This window comes from Aliivibrio sp. S3MY1 (genome assembly GCF_028765575.1).
In the GTDB taxonomy this organism is placed as follows: Bacteria; Pseudomonadota; Gammaproteobacteria; order Enterobacterales; family Vibrionaceae; genus Aliivibrio.
Map to the genome: position 1 here is coordinate 12417 of NZ_JARACO010000024.1, position 17447 is coordinate 29863.

The 17447-nt window shown below is 40.5% G+C and carries 12 protein-coding genes; 2 read left to right on the top strand and 10 right to left on the bottom strand.

From position 1 onward, the window contains the following. The first annotated feature begins 66 nt into the window (after positions 1-66). Together PVK62_RS14110 and PVK62_RS14115 are read left to right on the top strand one after the other, a co-directional pair. Positions 67-1698: an ABC transporter permease gene (locus PVK62_RS14110; RefSeq protein WP_274445315.1), complete on the top strand. Its 1632-nt coding sequence runs from the start codon at positions 67-69 to the stop codon at positions 1696-1698. After that, positions 1698-2738, top strand: coding sequence for an ABC transporter ATP-binding protein (locus PVK62_RS14115; RefSeq protein WP_274445316.1), 1041 nt, complete (start codon positions 1698-1700; stop codon positions 2736-2738). The genes PVK62_RS14110 and PVK62_RS14115 overlap by 1 nt, the downstream gene beginning before the upstream one ends. 91 nt (positions 2739-2829) lie before the next feature. Here PVK62_RS14115 and PVK62_RS14120 read toward each other — a convergent pair whose 3' ends face one another. The 10 genes from PVK62_RS14120 to PVK62_RS14165 form a co-directional block, all read right to left on the bottom strand. After that, positions 2830-4242 carry a phosphoglucomutase/phosphomannomutase family protein gene (locus PVK62_RS14120; protein WP_274445317.1) on the bottom strand — a complete coding sequence of 471 codons (1413 nt, stop codon included), beginning with the start codon at positions 4240-4242 and terminating at the stop codon, positions 2830-2832. 79 nt (positions 4243-4321) lie between these two features. Continuing rightward, entirely contained in the window at positions 4322-6727 is a 2406-nt protein-coding gene (locus PVK62_RS14125) for a GH36-type glycosyl hydrolase domain-containing protein (protein WP_151656428.1), read from the bottom strand. A gap of 38 nt (positions 6728-6765) precedes the next feature. Further along, on the bottom strand, positions 6766-8667 hold the full coding sequence (locus PVK62_RS14130; RefSeq protein WP_274445318.1) for a beta-N-acetylhexosaminidase: 1902 nt from the start codon (positions 8665-8667) through the stop codon (positions 6766-6768). 20 nt (positions 8668-8687) lie between these two features. Then, positions 8688-9563 (bottom strand): N-acetylglucosamine kinase, encoded by an 876-nt coding sequence (locus tag PVK62_RS14135; RefSeq protein WP_274445319.1) that lies wholly within the window; start codon positions 9561-9563, stop codon positions 8688-8690. A gap of 2 nt (positions 9564-9565) precedes the next feature. Then, positions 9566-11284 carry a glycoside hydrolase family 9 protein gene (locus PVK62_RS14140; protein WP_274445320.1) on the bottom strand — a complete coding sequence of 573 codons (1719 nt, stop codon included), beginning with the start codon at positions 11282-11284 and terminating at the stop codon, positions 9566-9568. A 48-nt stretch (positions 11285-11332) separates the two neighbouring features. Beyond that, on the bottom strand, positions 11333-12328 hold the full coding sequence (locus tag PVK62_RS14145; protein WP_274445321.1) for an ABC transporter ATP-binding protein: 996 nt from the start codon (positions 12326-12328) through the stop codon (positions 11333-11335). A gap of 22 nt (positions 12329-12350) precedes the next feature. Next, a complete protein-coding gene (locus PVK62_RS14150) occupies positions 12351-13334 on the bottom strand; it encodes an ABC transporter ATP-binding protein (RefSeq protein WP_130046211.1) in 984 nt (327 codons plus the stop codon). Position 13335: 1 nt separating this feature from the next. Further along, positions 13336-14361 (bottom strand): ABC transporter permease, encoded by a 1026-nt coding sequence (locus PVK62_RS14155; protein ID WP_274445322.1) that lies wholly within the window; start codon positions 14359-14361, stop codon positions 13336-13338. A 2-nt stretch (positions 14362-14363) separates the two neighbouring features. Continuing rightward, a complete protein-coding gene (locus PVK62_RS14160) occupies positions 14364-15350 on the bottom strand; it encodes an ABC transporter permease (protein WP_274445324.1) in 987 nt (328 codons plus the stop codon). A 147-nt stretch (positions 15351-15497) separates the two neighbouring features. Next, positions 15498-17171 carry an ABC transporter substrate-binding protein gene (locus PVK62_RS14165; RefSeq protein WP_274449461.1) on the bottom strand — a complete coding sequence of 558 codons (1674 nt, stop codon included), beginning with the start codon at positions 17169-17171 and terminating at the stop codon, positions 15498-15500. Between the last annotated feature and the right edge of the window lie 276 nt (positions 17172-17447).

The window sequence follows — 17447 nt, forward strand, 5'->3', positions numbered from 1 at the left end:
TTGATATTTCCTATTGGTGAGGTAACAATACCTCACCATTTTAAAAAGAGCCTTGCAGTTTAGGCAATGAAAGAAAAATTATTCTTCTGGAAAACCAGTAGTTGGAGTGTATCTTTACTACTGGTTTTACCGATCTTAGCGATCCTATATACCGCACTGGGTAATACCGATGATATTTTTACTCATCTGTTTAATACCGTGTTACCAACCTATACGCTAAATACGGTGTTATTAGTCTTTGGTGCGATGTTCTTTTCCTTAATTTTAGGTGTCCCTTCTGCATGGTTTATGGCCATGTGCCGTGTACCCTCCTCATCAGTTTTACAATGGGCTTTAGTTCTTCCTTTAGCAATGCCTGCTTATATTGTGGGATATATCTACACCGATTGGCTTGATTTTGCAGGACCAATCCAAGTATTACTTCGAGATATTACCGGGTGGCAATCTTACGGTGATTATTGGTTCCCTGATATTCGTACCTTAACGGGTGCTATTCTTGTCATGTCTTTGGTGCTATACCCCTACGTATATTTACTTGCTCGTGCTGCATTTATGGAGCAAAACATCAGTTTGCTACAGTCGGCGCGATTATTAAAATGTACTCCTTGGGAGAGTTTTAAACGAATATCGTTACCTCTAGCAAGACCTTCGATTGCGGTTGCTTTATCTTTAGTTGCGATGGAAGCGTTGGGGGACTTTGGTACGGTTAGCTATTTTGCAGTAAATACATTAACAACGGCAGTCTATGATACGTGGTTAGGCTATTCGAATTTGAATGCTGCTGCGAAAGTGTCTGCATTTATGCTGATGGGAATTCTTTTACTTATCAGTGGTGAACGTTATAGCCGTCGTAAACAAAAAATGTTCCAAGAGAAGTTTAATACCAATGAAGAATTTCAATATGAACTTCATGGCTGGAAAAAGTGGGGCGCATTTACTTGGTGTTGGGGATTGGTTTCCATCGCATTTATTTTTCCGTTGTTACAATTGATTAGTTATTCTTTTCATTACTTTGAAGAGAGTTGGACCGCTGAGTTTCAAGAGTACGCAATAAACAGCTTATACGTATCTTCTATTGCTGCCGTTATCGCTGTCATTATTGCTTTGGTGGTGAATTTTTTACACCGTTTACAACCAAATAATAAATGGAGTGTAATGCCAATGCGTTTGGCATCTCTTGGCTATGCAGTTCCAGGAACCGTACTTGCTATTGGGGTCATGCTACCAATGATTGGGTTGGATCATCTTGTGAATGATATTTCAAAACAATTAGGCTTTGGAATGGTTGGCTTAATTTTTTCGGGTTCAATTTTTGCGTTAATCTTTGCTTCTGTAACGCGTTTCTCAGCAGTAGCTATTGGATCTATTGAAAGTAACCTTAATAAAATTCCCCCTTCATTGGATATGGCGTCTCGCACATTAGGCTGTGGAACGTGGGAGATGTTACGTCGAGTTCATTTTCCATTAATTCGTCGTGGTTGCTTGATTGCTGGGTTATTAGTCTTTATTGAAACCATGAAAGAGCTAAATGCAGCCTTATTATTACGCCCATTTAACTTTGAAACACTAGCCACTTATGTATTTAATTTTGCTTCTGATGAGCAATTAGAGATTGCAGCAATGCCTGCGGTATTATTGGTATTGGTTGGATTGATCCCATTGATCATTGTTAACCGTTCTTTGGAGCAACAGCATTAATGAATTCTGCATTATCTATATCTAATTTAACTTGCCGCTATCATGATCAGAATATTTTATCTCAGCTCTCTTTAGCTGTTGAATCGGGCGAAATTGTCTGTTTACTAGGTGCGAGTGGCTGCGGAAAAACCACTCTTCTAAAAGCGATTGCAGGTCTATTACCTCTGTCTGAAGGTGAGATGAACCTTAATGGTAAGGTGATTACCGACAGTAATACATGGTTGCCACCAGAGCAGCGAAATATAGGTATGATCTTTCAAGATTATGCGTTGTTTCCACATCTTACGGTAAGTGAAAATATCGGATTTGGCTTAAAAAAATGGGAAAAGCAACGAGCAATAGATAAAGTAGAATCCATGCTTCATCTTGTGCACTTAAGTGGCTTTGGTGATCGTTATCCTCATCAACTATCGGGTGGTCAGCAGCAGCGTGTCGCGATTGCAAGAGCACTAGCCAGTGAGCCTGACCTTCTGTTATTAGATGAACCATTCTCTAACATTGATACTCAAGTACGCCATGATCTAATTAAAGAAATCCGCCGTATCTTTAAAGCGCAAGGTGTGACGGCTATTTTCGTGACTCACAGCCGTGAAGAAGCCTTTGCTTTCTCTGATAAATTAGCAGTAATGAATCATGGTGTGATAGAGCAATTTGGCAGTGCGAATGACTTATATTATTCACCAAACAGTCGCTTTGTTGCTGATTTCTTAGGTGGTGGCTCTTATGTTTCCGGTATGATTGGCAATGATGGAAACATTGAAACTGCGGTTGGATTGATCTCTTGTGGTCGCAGTACTGAAGATGCAAATAAGAAAGCCGATGTTTTACTTCGTCCGCAAAATATTACGTTATATAGAGACGCATCAGGCAGTGCTATTGTTAAAGAATTACAATTTATGGGCGATACGTGTCGATATGTGATCGAAGATGATGAGACGCAATTGATTGGTGTATCTAATGATTCTTTATCTAATGGCGAAAAAGTAAGAGTTGAGATTAAGCCTCATTGTCCAATTGTATTTCTTCAAGAAAATAATTAAACCTTGAGATAAAAAGAACCCAGCTAATCGACTCAAGTATTAGCTGGGTTAAGTCTTTAGAGGCGTATTTTTATTTAAAATACGCGGGAAACTAAAGAGAAAGGAAAGCTTTCATTTCATTCAACACTTTTTCTGCTGTTAGTTGGTCTTCCATTTCAGCAAAAATACGTAGTAACGGCTCTGTTCCTGAGAATCGAGCAATTACCCAGCCACCATTTTTGAAATAAACTTTAGCGCCATCTTCATAGCTCACTTTTTCAATGTCATGTTCAAATTTAGGGAGTTGTTTTTCAATATAAATTTTATTGTACAGCGCTTCTTTTTCACTTGCTTTGAATGTACAGTCGCCTTCGGCAGTGTAGGCATAACCATATTTAGCATAAATTTCATCAAGCATTTCAGAGAGTTTTTTACCCGTTACACTGATCATTTCAACGAGTAAACTGGAAGCGAATACGCCATCTTTACCTTTAATATGGCCACGAATAGTTAAGCCACCTGAGCTTTCGCCACCAAGTAAAGAATCATCCGCTTCCATTTGTGAACTGATGTGCTTAAAGCCTACTGGAACCTCAAAGCTCTTTTCACCATGATCCGCGGCAACTTTATCTAATAAATGAGTCGTTGCGATATTACGCACAACAGAGCCTTTCCAGCCTTTGTACTCAAGTAGGTAATAATAAAGCAGCAATAACACTTCATTTGGATGAATAAAGTTACCTTTCTCATCAATGATGCCTAGACGGTCAGCATCACCATCTGTGCCAATACCAATGTCATAACCATCATGAGCAACTAGGTGTTTTAAACGATAAAGTGTTGCTGCGTTAGGCGATGGCATTAGACCACCAAACGAAGGGTTTTCACCGTCATTGATAACATCAACATCACAACGAGCACTGATTAATACGGTTTGTAGGGCATTTTTTGCCACGCCAAACATAGGGTCGATCAGTACACGTAAATTCGCTTTTTTAATCGCTTCCATATCGATAAAGTTAACGATGGAATCAACGAATGCGTTCATTGGATTAATGATTTCAATACAACCATCGTTTAGCGCTTCTTCAAAATCAACACTGCTGACATCTTGCTGCGTTAAATGAGCAATTTGTTGTTCAATTTTTTGAGTGATTATTTCATCAGCATCGCGTCCGCCTTCAATGAAGACTTTAACGCCGTTGTAATCTGCAGGGTTGTGAGAGGCAGTAATACAAGCTGAGTAAATACATCCCATCTCTTTTGCTTGAAACATAACAATCGGGGTTGGAACGAATCGGTCAATAAAGCTGACTTTAATACCGTTTGCCGCGACGACTTCAGCAAACCATTTTCCTGCTTTATCTGAAAGAAAGCGGCGGTCATAGCCAATAACAAAGCCTTTTTCTTGCGCTTGTTCATTGATCATAATATTAGATAACGCTTGTGCGACAAGACGTACATTGTCTTTAGTGAACTCTTCACCAATGAAAGCACGCCATCCGCCAGTACCAAATTGAATCATTGTAAATTCCTTTTAGAGTAAGGAGCTTGCAATAAGCTCCTTACTTTTATCATTTAAATTAAGCGTTAATTAAACGTACTTAACCCATGATTACGATAACGTCGTTCACACTGCCTTCTGCTTGAACAGGGACTGCGCCATTAACTTCTTTGCCATTAATCGTGATTGATTGAACGCCTTTACTTACTGAGTTAGGGTTCTTAACTTGAATGTTGTATGTCGCACCACGCCATTGACGAGTCACTGAGAACTCAGGCCAATCAGTTGGAATACAAGGGTCAATCGTTAAGCCTTCAAAGCCAGCACGAACACCAAGAATAAAATTAGTTACCGCGAAGTAAGCCCAACCAGAAGTACCTGTTAACCAAGGGTGGTTAGCACGGCCATGATCTTGATGATCTTTACCCATAATAAACTGTACGTATGAGTATGGTTCTGCAACACGCTTTTCAATCATGTCATTTTGGTTATATGGATTTAGTGCATCATAGAATTTCATTGCACGGTCACCACGACCTAATTTTGCTTCGGCTACCCAAGCCCATGGGTTTGGATGAGAGAAGATCGCGCCATTCTCTTTTACACCTTGGTAAACACGAGTCACAAAACCAATGTCATCATTTGGTGTTGAGAATGAAGGTGAATTTAGGTGTAAGCCGTATTCAGAGAATAAGTTCTCATCAACTGCATCCATCGCTTTCTCACCACGCTCTTGAGATACTGCACCAGATAAAACCGCTAAGGTGTTTGATTCAAGGTGAACTCGACCTTCAGTTTGTTGAGCTGTACCAATTTTGTCGCCATCCTTGGTTAGGCCACGAATGTACCAACCACCTTCTTCATCCCAAAGGTGAGTTTCACACGCTTCGCGTACGTTCGCTGCCATTTCAGAGTATTTAGCTATGTCAGCATCATTGTTACGGAATTTAGCTAAATCTAAGAATTCTTCTAATGCCCAGAAATGTAAGAATGAAACCATTGATGATTCGCCACCACCTAAGTTCAGACAGTCATTCCAGTCAGCACGCAACCCTTTACAAATACCAGTACGGCCAACGTATTCTGCAGAGAAATCTAACGCCGCTTTCATGTGTTCATAAACGGTTGCGTTACCACCATCAGCGTATGGGATCACTTCGTCAAAGAAAGAGTGTTCACCTGTTTCCATTACATATTTAATGATCGTCGGAACGATCCATAAATGGTCATCAGAACAGGTATCTTCAATGCCGTGGATCTTATCGTCATCCGATGGAGTAGGAACCACTGTTGGTGATTTTGATGGAACAACGTCTGCTTTTTCAGGATCGAACCAGTCAGGATCAAATAAGTGCAGACCGTAACCGGCTTTTACTTGGCCACGTAATAAGTCTACGATACGTTTACGAGTCATTTTTGGGTTAGCGTGAGGTACAGAAATCGCATCTTGAGCGGTATCACGGTAACCAAGACCAGTACGTCCACCCACTTCGATGAATGAAGCAAAACGAGACCAAACCACACAAGTTTCAGCTTGATACAGTGTCCACGTGTTGATCATTGTATCCAAACCTTCGTTTGGTGATTTAACTTGGAATTTATCGCAACGCTCGCTCCAGTGATCTTTGATCTCTTGGAAAGCCGCATCAACATTAGCAACATCTTGGTATTTTTGACGTAGACGTTCGCCGTTGCCTTTACCTAGACCAAGAACGTAAGCAAAGCGTACTTCTTCACCCGGTTGAATAGTAAATTGCTTATGAAGAGAACCACAATGGTTGTAACAGGTTTGTGCTGAGTTAGAGCATTGACCTTTTTCAACTGCAATTGGGTTTGCTTCATCACGGTATGCGCCTAAGAAGCTATCACGTTGGCCATCATATGAATCAGGATCAAACGTAGATGCTAAGTAGTAGAAACCTTCAAAATCATTGGTGTTGTAGTAAAGATCGTATTCAATCACGCCTTCATTGTAAGAGGTACCTGCAGAGTACAATGACATCTGGTGGTTTTGGTTATCTGATTGGATATGGCTGAATGAGAATTCAACAAAAGAGAATGCAGAGATAACACGAGGCTTATCGCTGGTATTCTTAATAACCACATCCCACACTTCAGCGTCTTCACCTTTTGGAACAAATAAGGTTTTAGTCGCTTCAATGCCGTTGTAATCACATTTAAATTTAGAGTAAGACAGGCCGTGACGAACTTCGTAGCTTGCTTCATCTAAGCTTTTTGCTACAGGTTGCCATGAGATTGACCAATAATCACCTGTTTCATCATCACGTAAGTAAACATAGTGTCCAGGGCGATCAAATGTGCCGTTTGGACGGAATTTAGTAACACGGTTGTACTCTGGAGAGTTATAGAAAGAGTAACCGCCAGCATTGTGAGAAATAACCGTACAGAATTTCTCTGTACCTAAATAGTTAGTCCATGGTGCTGGTACGTCAGGGCGAGTGATTACATATTCACGGTTATCGTTATCAAAAAAGCCGTATTTCATTGTTTTATCCTTAACTAAAATACTAATAATTGGGTGACTTATGGTTGACGGAAATTAATACCCTGACGTGTTAGGGTTGGTAATCGTCCATTTAACCTTGATAAAAAGTCTGTCCAGTTTCTGTGTTGTTTTTGTGCCCACATGCCTTCAGACATTGCTAAAAGGCGTGGGAAAATCATGTAGTCCATACGCTCTTGGTTATTGATGATTTCACACCAAAGCGCGCATTGAATGCCAAGAATTCGTTTACGAATAGGGTCGTTATCAGCAAGTTCTGCTAATGGTTCATAGTTATATGCATCTTCAAGAGGAAGTACATTAGCCCAATCAACTCCCGGTTCTTCAGGAGCATAATCTTGAGCCATATCTAGATAAGTCGTTTGTCCTGGTTGAAGTACCACATCAAAGCCTTGTTTAGCGCAATTCAGTGCCGCTTCTTCGCTTAACCAAGAGTAAATCACTGTGTCTTTACTGACTTTATTACCATGTTGAGCTTCTTCCCATCCAAGCATTCTTTTACCAAGCTGCTTTAATTTAGTTTCTGCATGACGAAGTAGGTGGCCTTGAAGTTCTACGGGATCGCTATAGCCTTGTTGTTCCATTAGTTCTTGGCATTTTGAGCTGTCTGTCCAAACGCCTTTTGGTACTTCATCTGCGCCAATATGAATAAAGGGAGCAGGAAATAGCTCAGCAATTTCTTCTAATACAGTATCAATAAAGGTGTAAGTCCCGTCTAATGCAGGTGAAAGAACATTGTCTGTGTAATGTTGGATACTGCGATAATTTGAGTGGTCGTCAGTATCAACTAATAAATGAGGTAATGCTTTAATAGCAGCGCGGCAGTGCCCAGGAATATCGATTTCTGGGATCACAGTAATGCCACGAACTTCAGCGTAAGCGATCACTTCTTTAATTTCTTCTTGTGAGTAAAAGCCACCATGAGAGCCAGCAATATGCGTATATTGAGGCTCTAAAAGATGGTTAGAACCACGCCAAGCACCAACTTGAGTTAACTCTGGGAATGCTTTGATCTCAACACGCCATCCTTCATCATCTGTTAGATGCCAATGAAAGACATTAAATTTGTATTGTGCTAATTGATTGATTAAACGCTTTACTCGTTCAAGTGGGTGGAAGTGTCGTGCGCAATCTAGCATCATGCCACGGTAATGAAAGCGTGGTTGATCTTTAATTTTTACACATGGTACTAGTTGTGTGTCTTCATTAATTAATTGCAGTAATGTAGCGCAAGCATGAGCAAAACCTTCACTTGAACCTGCATGGAGTGTGATTTTATCTTCCACCACTGAGACTTGATAAGCCCCTCTATCGAGTGTTGGATTAGCAATAAATTGGATCTGTCCATTATCACTAAGAGGATGATTTTTTGATGTAATTATCTCTAACTCTTCACTTAACCATGTTGCAGGTCCTTCTGCTAATTGAGTTTGAATTTCTAGTGAAACGTCATTTAAATTAAATAATCCATCAAGACGCTGCACTGATTCTGGTTTTGGAATTAGCGATAATTCAGCGGGAGCCACTCTTAGTATTTGAGTTCGTTTAGTATGTGGTGATGCTAATACTATTGGAGAGATTGAAACCTCTAAAAATTGAGGTTTTTCGCTATCGGCAATGAATATCGCGGCATCATCAAGACCATCAGAAATAAAACGAAAAGGGGCCGTTCCAATGCTGAATTCTACGTAGTAATGGTTGTTTGCTTTTAGTACTTGATTGGCATTTGGAAGTAGCTTACAGAAGCTACCAACTTGCTCTAAAGTACCTTGAGTATTACTGTTAGGAGCTATGAAGCGATCAATCGTAAAATGAAACTGCCAATGATGAAGATCCACATCGCTTAAATTGTGTAACGTTAAGCCAAAGCGGCTTAGGTTGTCTTTTTCTGACAAAACAACAAGATCTACACGATAATCCATCATCTTTTCCTTATAAAATGCTAGAACAGGTTATGTTCTGCTTTTCCTGCCATCATGATGCCACCTTCAATCGCATCACATTGTGGTTGTACTAAATACTGGCGAATAGAAGGGGATAACCACTCCACAATGCGCTCGCCAATACTTCCCATTAACGCAATTTGTGTTGCGCCTTTCTTATTTAAAGCCGTTAAGAACATTTCAATATCGCTGGCTGTTTGTTGTAACAGCTCAATAGCAAGATCATCCCCTTTTAACGCAAGAGCGAAAATGGTTGGAGAAAACTGTCCGTAATCACATGGGCGAGCCGTTTTAGACCAATCAACGATACTATCGATGTCATGATTAAAGTGCGCTAACACATGCTCGGTTAGAGCAGTAGTAGGTTTTATACCATCAGAAGCCAAAAGCGTATGTTGAATTAGATGAAGCCCCATAATTGCGCCGCCACCTTGGTCAGATATTGGGAATTCTCGACCGCCAACAACATATTGCTGAGCATCTTGAATGTAGATACCACAAGAGCCAGTACCAGCTATCATGATTGCTCCATTTTTTCCTTTATGAGCCCCTAAACATGCGCCGTAAGCATCTGTGTTTAATGTCATTGAGGCAAAAGGGTGTTTCAATTGCATAAATTTATGCCAAGCTGACTTTTGCTCTGCACCAGCAAGGGCGAGACCAACGTGCATTGTGGCAAAATCATTTTGTGATAATTTACTTTGTGCTGCCGCTTGGGTAATCGCTGTAATGATTGAATCCATTGCAACTTCAATGCCTAATAAGATATTTGCACTGCCGCTTTTCGCTTCACCTAATAATTCACCTTGTGCATTACGAATACGAGCGCGACAAGAAGTACCACCACCATCAATGCCAACATATAAATAGCTCATGACTATTCTCCTAGTTTCGCTTGGTAAGATGATTGAGTCATAATTGCTAATAAATACCATGCGCCGTGAGGGATCCATTGTTCACCCCAACGCCAGTTTTGTAGCATATCTTCACCGTGTGGTGCAGGATTGAAAGCGATATCTTCTTCATCGTCAAAACCACCAGTAATGCCATTACAAACACCACCTTTAGCATTAAAAAAACCAAGATGAGGAAGATAATCGGGGTTGTTATGACCATGACCATCTAACATACACATATCATAAGGATTTAACCCTAATAGCCAGTTCAAATTATTCTGAGCAAAGCTCTCTAACTTCTGCTTAATATCATTAGAGGTAATATGAGGTAAGACTAAATAGCTCATACTTGCCAAAGAACCTAGGCGAGCATTCTCTCCTTGCCACCAATAACCAGACTCATTGTCATGAGCGACAAAAAAGGCACTGCGTTTTTCGCCATTAACAGGCTTAACGTATTGCCTTGGGTAACCAAATGGATTGAATGTTTCTGAAGAGATAGTTAATTCAAATTCAACAGCTTGGTTGATAATTAATTGAGTGTGAGCTTTACGGCTATTATCCGTTTCTACGTCTAAGTATTGAGATAGTGCAATAACTGGAAGGCCAGCTTCTGCTGCATGAAAATATGGACGTTCGCCATTATCAGTCGCTGACCAGAAGTGTGAGAAATTATCATCACTTTGTTGACGAGCTGATAGTTTATCTGCCCAAGTACGTGCTTCAATTAAGAAAGTGTTATCTTGAGTTGTTTTGAAAAGCTCAATAACGGCAAGAAGAGCACAATATTCATCAATAATATTCTCTTCACCATTATTTAAATAACTAAGGTTATGTTCTTTTAAATGCCAATAACCTTTTACTGCTGCTGCGAGATATTCTTCTTGAGTATACTCACCATCTATTGCTAAGCGAGATACGGCGGCTAACGCGGCGATAGAAACGCCACCACCTTGGCGAAATCCTGCTTGATAGTCATCAGATTTAAGACCATTTTGGGTCGCATAAGCACAGATATCACGTTGATTGATATCCTTGCTCCACTTGTCAAATACCGTCATGTAAAAGAAACCTGCCGGATTTTGCATTCTAACTAGGAAGTCAGCACCAAATAACGCCTCTTCCGTAAGACGGGTGCGAGAAAACGCGGCAAAATCCGATAGGTTTTGTGTTAGTTCTAATCCTTTTAGCATATTCCAAACAACCATCGGAATTTGCTGAGGGTTAAGATAATTTGCATAAGACAAATGACTGAGGTATTTACTTACGTCACCAGACGCATCGTACCAACCACCATGAACATCGACGGTTTCATTACTGTTTAATACAGGGGCTTTTTTATCGTGCTTATCAAAAATCCCACCACAACGTTGTGATTTAAAGTAGTGCATAACATCAGAAAATGTATGACTCATTAATAGGTTGCTTTTGATAATAAAAGGGTGAGAAATCGCGCCTTCGATAACTAGAATGAATTCTCCCTGCTCTGAGAATTCATTAAATGAGATCTCAGCAAAGTAACCTTGATGCCAGTGAGCAACTTGGTTTGATGAAGAAATAGAAAAACGGTGTTTTACCTCTTGTGTTTGAGTACAAACAATTTGACCTGATATTGGCTGTGTTAAGGCAGTGGTAGCCAATAATACCGCTGATTTCGGTCCGTTTGTCTCATATCCAATATGGTTAGTTAACAGTTGCATCTATTTCTCCAAAATACCAATTACTGCTATTCGTTATTACTAATGAAATTAATTTTCGTATAGGTAACAACGAACAAAATGGTTGTCTGACAGTTTTGTTACGCCAGGCATACGTTCTTTACATTTTTCTGTTACGTGAGTACAACGGCCAGCAAATGGACAACCAACTGATTCTGGTGTCCAAAGAGGAATTTCACCTTTGTTACCTTTCAGCTTGGTGTGGATCGATTTGCTTGGATCTGGCACTGCTGATACTAATAGTTGAGTATATGGATGCTGAGGGTCATGAATGATTTCATCAGTGTCACCCCATTCAACCATGTGACCTACGTACATTACCGCGAGATCTTCTGCGATATAACGAGCGGTTGCGATATCGTGCGTGATGTAAAGTAGAGACATTTCTTTCTCAAACTTCATCTCTTCCATCAGGTTTAGAACACCGGCACGGATAGAAACATCAAGCATAGATGTCGGTTCATCAGCAAGTACTACTTCAGCACCTACCGCAATATTTCGAGCAAGGTTGACACGTTGACGTTGGCCGCCTGAAAGCTGATGCGGGAACTTAGCCGCTGTTTCTTTTGGTGGGATCAAACCAACTTGCTCTAGAAGATCATACACACGATCTTCAAGCTCTTTTTGATTGCCAGATGTGACTTTCTTATGAATAAGAAGTGGTCGAGCAATATGGTGAAAGATGTTATGGGTAGGGTTTAAAGAGCCGAATGGGTCTTGCCATACCATTTGTACGCCTTCACGATATTTCATGAGATCATTTTTCTTAACGATATCTTGAATATCACGGCCTTTGTATTCAATAACGCCGTCTGTTGGTGCGTACATTTTTGCGATCATCTTTGCTGTAGTCGATTTACCAGAACCTGATTCACCTACAACAGAAAGACCACGACTTTTGTACATTTTGAATGATACGTCGTTGATTGCTCGCATCATTGGGTTTTTAAGTGCGTTACTGCTTACAGGGAAATCTTTGACTAGATTTTTGCCTTCAACCAGTAGTTCGCCAAATGCTTTGCTCATAATTTACTCCAGAAAATCCGTTTTATGCTTTTGCTTGTGCAATTGTTTCACCGTAAAGGTGGCAATTTGACAAGTGACCAGGCTCAATCTGACGAAGCTGCGTAGGAATCGTACGACATGCTTCGTGTACACGATCACAACGAGACTGGAAGCGACAACCTTGTGGGATCTCTAATAAATTAAGAGGGTTTCCAGGGATACCTGTTAATTTGGTTTTTGGTCCCGTTAGTGGTGGAAATGAACTCCCTAGCCCTTTTGTATACGGATGGTAAGGAGAGGTTAAGATCTCTTTTGAAGAAGCAACCTCAATTAATTCACCTGAGTACATGATCCCAATGCGATCTGAGAACTCAACCATTAGTGATAAATCATGCGTAATGAATAGAATAGAGAAACCAAACTCTTCTTTTAACGCATAAATTTTCTGTAAAATTTCACGTTGAACAACAACATCTAGTGCCGTTGTTGGTTCATCCATGATGATCATTTTAGGGTTTAGTGCTAATGCAATTGCAATAACCAAACGTTGACGCATACCACCAGAAAATTGGTGAGGATAATCACTTAAACGACTCGGGTGAATATCAACAATTTCCAATAAACCTTGCGCGCGAGTAATCGCTTGCTCACGAGTCATTGTGGTATGGCGCATGATCACATCACAAAACTGCTCTTCCATCGGAAGTACTGGGTTTAATGCGTTCATGGCACTTTGGAACACCATGGACATTTCACTCCAACGGAAAGCCTGCATTTTTGGATCGCTATATTTTAAGATGTCTTGACCATCAAATATAACCTCACCACCGGTGATGAATGCTGGCGGCTTATGTAGGCGCATTAAAGAGAATGCAATAGTTGATTTACCACAACCCGATTCACCAGCCAGACCAAAGACTTCACCTTTACCGATGTCAAAACTCACATTGTTTACAGCACGCACATCACCTGATTCAGTAATGTAATCCACACATAGATTGCGGATAGAAATTTGTGGGTCAGTCATATCAATCTTCCCTGTTCCAATTTAATACTGGTTTAGCTAAATCTGGTTTACGTTCATTCGTATCTTGAGCGGCTAATTTCTTCCAACGCTTCATTCCTTTGTGAGAACGAAGTTGTGGGTTAGCAATTTCATCCACAGCGAAGTTAAGCATTGCAAGGCCGACAGCGAGAAGAGTCAGTGCCATACAAGGAGCTATGAGTTCCCACCATGCGCCAATTAAGATAGATGAAGATGTTTGTACGTTGTACAGCATGATGCCCCAGCTAATCGTACTTGGGTCACCTAGACCTAAGAATGAAATCGTTGCTTCCATCATGATTGCATACATTACAGAGCCAATGAAACTTGCCCCTACGATTGAGATAAGGTTTGGCAGAATCTCAACAAAGATAATACGCCATGATGATTCACCTAATACTTCAGCAGCTCTTACAAACTCTTTTTCACGTAAGGCTAAGGTCTGAGAGCGTATTACACGTGCGCCCCATGCCCAGGACGTACACCCTATTATGAGGGCAATGGTCATAGGGCCAGCTTCACCAATAAAGGCAGCAAGCACGAACAATAATGGATACTGAGGAATAACCAGCATGATGTTCATTGCAGCCGTTAAGATGTCATCAACCTTGCCACCGAAGTAACCCGCAGAGATCCCGATAACCGTTGCTAAAAAACACACCACTAAACCTGCACTAAAGCCAACCGCTAGTGATACACGAGCACCATGAGCAAGTTGAGACCAAACATCACGACCCATACGTGTCGTTCCCATTACGTGATCTGCCTTTTTAGACATCAACAATGTACGACGGTCGGTTGCTAAGTTTTCAGAAACCCACCCATCTGGGTTATTTTGTGCAGACGTTACAACAAAACTTGGGTATTCATGTGGTTTACCTGTACGTTTATCTGGAGCGTGGTCACTAAGAAATGGAGCGAACACAGCAACAAAGATAAACATGAATAGGATACCTAAACCAAACAGTGACTTAGGGTTACCAGAAAGAAGTTTAATTAAGCCTTTCATTATTATTTTCCTCCCTTGCGTAGGCGAGGGTCTAGAACAACGTATAACATGTCAGCAAGAAGGTTAAAGAACAACATGAACAGAGTCATGATAAGTAGCTGACCTTGAAGAACTTGGTAGTCACGAGACGTAATTGCATTAAACAATACAGAACCAAGACCTGGGTAGTTAAAGATAATTTCAACGATAAGTTGACCACCAATAGCCATACCAAGAGACATAGATAGAGCGGTAACACTTGGAAGCATTGCGTTACGTGCTGCGTAGTTAAATACAACTCGGTTTTCGCTTAATCCCTTTCCTTTTGCCATGGTGATGTAATCTTCACCTAAAAGGTTAATCATGTTGTTACGCATGTTGATTAAGAAACCACCAATTTGAACAATTGAAGCACAGATCAATGGAAGAATGGCATGATAAGCGACATCTTTTATGAATACCCAGCTAGTCCAGTCTGGAACAACTCCGGGAGTATATGCATACCCAGTAGGGAACCATTTTAATCCGACGGCAAAGGTAAACATGGCAAGCATCGCGATAACCACTTGTGGCACCGCTTGAATAACCAGCATCCCTGGAGAGATAAATGTGTCGTATGCACTGCCGCGTTTCCAAGCAGCAAAAATACCTAAGATTGAACCTAGAGAGAAAGACAGAATAACTGCTGTACCAGCTAGGAAAAGAGACCAACCAAATGCGCCACCTAATAGTGTGTTTACACTTAGAGGATAGAATTTGATAGAAGTACCTAGTTCCCAAGTTAGAATGTTTTTGATGTAGATAAAGTATTGTTGATAAAGAGGGCCATCAACAAAACCTAGCAGTTGTTTCATAGCTTCGATACGCTCAGGAGTTACCTGAGTGGTGGCATTCGCAAACATCATGACAACAGGGTCACCTGGCATTGCTCGCGGAATGATAAAGTTAATCGTTGCAGCAACGACCAACGCAATAAAATAGAACGATAAACGTCTTAGAAAAAATCCCATAACTCACACCTTACTCATCCAGATATTATTTGCCTGACCTGGAAATCAGGACGCAAAATCCCCTGACGACAAGCGCCAATCCTTTAGCTAGTAGGGAAGGGGAGAATAGGCGGTGCACAAGATATGCACCGCAAAAGTTGTTACATATTACTTAACAGGTTTTAGGTCAAGAACGTGTAGAAGACGCTCAGGAATACCAGCCCAGATGTTTGGACGGCCCTTAGGATTCTTCTCATTCCACCAACCAGTGAAGCGTTGTGTATTATATTGGTACATGTAAGCACCAGACATAATAGGCAGAGTTACTTGGTTTTCAGCGATGATTTTCTGAATACCGTGAGCGATTTCGATTTGCTCATCTTTATCTGCAGTCTTGTAGAAGCTATCAAGTAGCGCATCTAGTTTCGCATCTTTGAAGTAATGCATTGCGAAACGAGGCATACCATCGCCTTCTTGTAGTGCTGAGTTATAGGCACTGTTCCAGTATAGGTGTGGATCTGCACCGTGGAAGTAGTTGGTATAAGCTAAGTCGTATGTACCTTCTAGCATTGCTTGGTTATAAACCGCAAATTCAGGAGTACGAGCTTTTGTTTTAATACCCACTTCATCTAATTGCTCAACAGCAAGTTGTACTGTGTTATTGAAATCAGTCCAGCCATTTGGTGATTGAATTAGAAGTTCAAATGATTTACCAGATGGAGTATCAACATAACCATCGCCATTCACATCTTTAAAGCCAGCTTTAGCTAATTGCTTCTTAGCTGCTTCAACGTTGTAAGTATTGAATTTCTTGTATTTGTTATGAGTTTCTTCATCAGACCAAGCTTCAAATGCATAGCCTAGGCCAGATGCGAAATCATTGACAGTACCGCCACCGTAGAATGCGATGTCGATGATAGTTTGACGGTCAAGTGCCATACCCATAGCGCGACGGAATTCAACGTTTGTTAACGCTTCATTTTTGGCTGCATCAGGGTTTTTAAAGTTAACCATCAATGCTTGTGTACCTGATGGCGGGTACCAGTATTGGTGATTAGGATTTGCTGAAGCGTAAGTACGATCGATATCAGGAATGAAAGATGAAGTCCAATCCAGTTCAGAGTTTACGATTTTACCAAGTAGTTGGTCGTTGTTTGCAATTTGAGGAACACGCAAACAGTCAACATCTAGGTTATCGTTGTCCCAGTAATTCGGGTTACGACACTGAATGTAAAGTTGTGGTGTAAACGTATCGATTTCAGTGAAAGGACCAGTACCAACCGGATTTTCATTGGTAAATGTTGTCGGGTTTTTAACTTTAGACCAAATATGTTCTGCAACAACTGGCACTAATGAAATTTCATAAGGTACGTTTGAGTTAGCTTCAGATAGGCTGAATTTAACTTGGTATTCATTCAAACGTTCAACTTTTGTAACCCACTTATTGATACCACGTTGGTCAAGCTCTGGCTTGTCCTTTAATAGTTGATAAGAGTAGATAACATCGTCAGCTGTGAATTTTTCACCATCAGACCATTTAACGCCTTTACGAATGTCAAAAGTTACACTCATTAGATCATCAGACATACGGAAATCTTCAGCAAGACGCATAACTGGTTTATTGCCATGCATCTCATTAAAGATAACTAATGGTTCGTAAACAAAATCAGTTGTTGTACGAAGATTAGTTGCTAAGTATGGGTTAAAGTTTTGAATCATTGTAGGGTAGAAATCAGGTACTACTGTTAGCTCACTGCGAGCTGCTGCATCTGTAGCAGCAAAACCAGTTGTTGCTGCTAATACTGCAGCAGCTAGTGTAGTTTTTTTAATATTGGCAAGCATAGCTGTTCCTTACTCTTTGCTTTAGTTTCACGATATATACGTCTTTATCAACTTGATAAAAACACATTTTAGGCTTACCTCAAATCCATTTTTTAACTTACCTTTACTAATGGTTTTTGAGTGGTCTGTAGGCCTTGGGCATGTATAGGAAAACGTTTTCTGCTGAAAACGTCAATTTAGATTTCCGTTAAAAACGTCAAAGTTGGGTTTCGTTACGTTAAAATCGTCATTTTTCTATATTTTTGCCATATTTCGAATATTAAAACGAGTGTGATG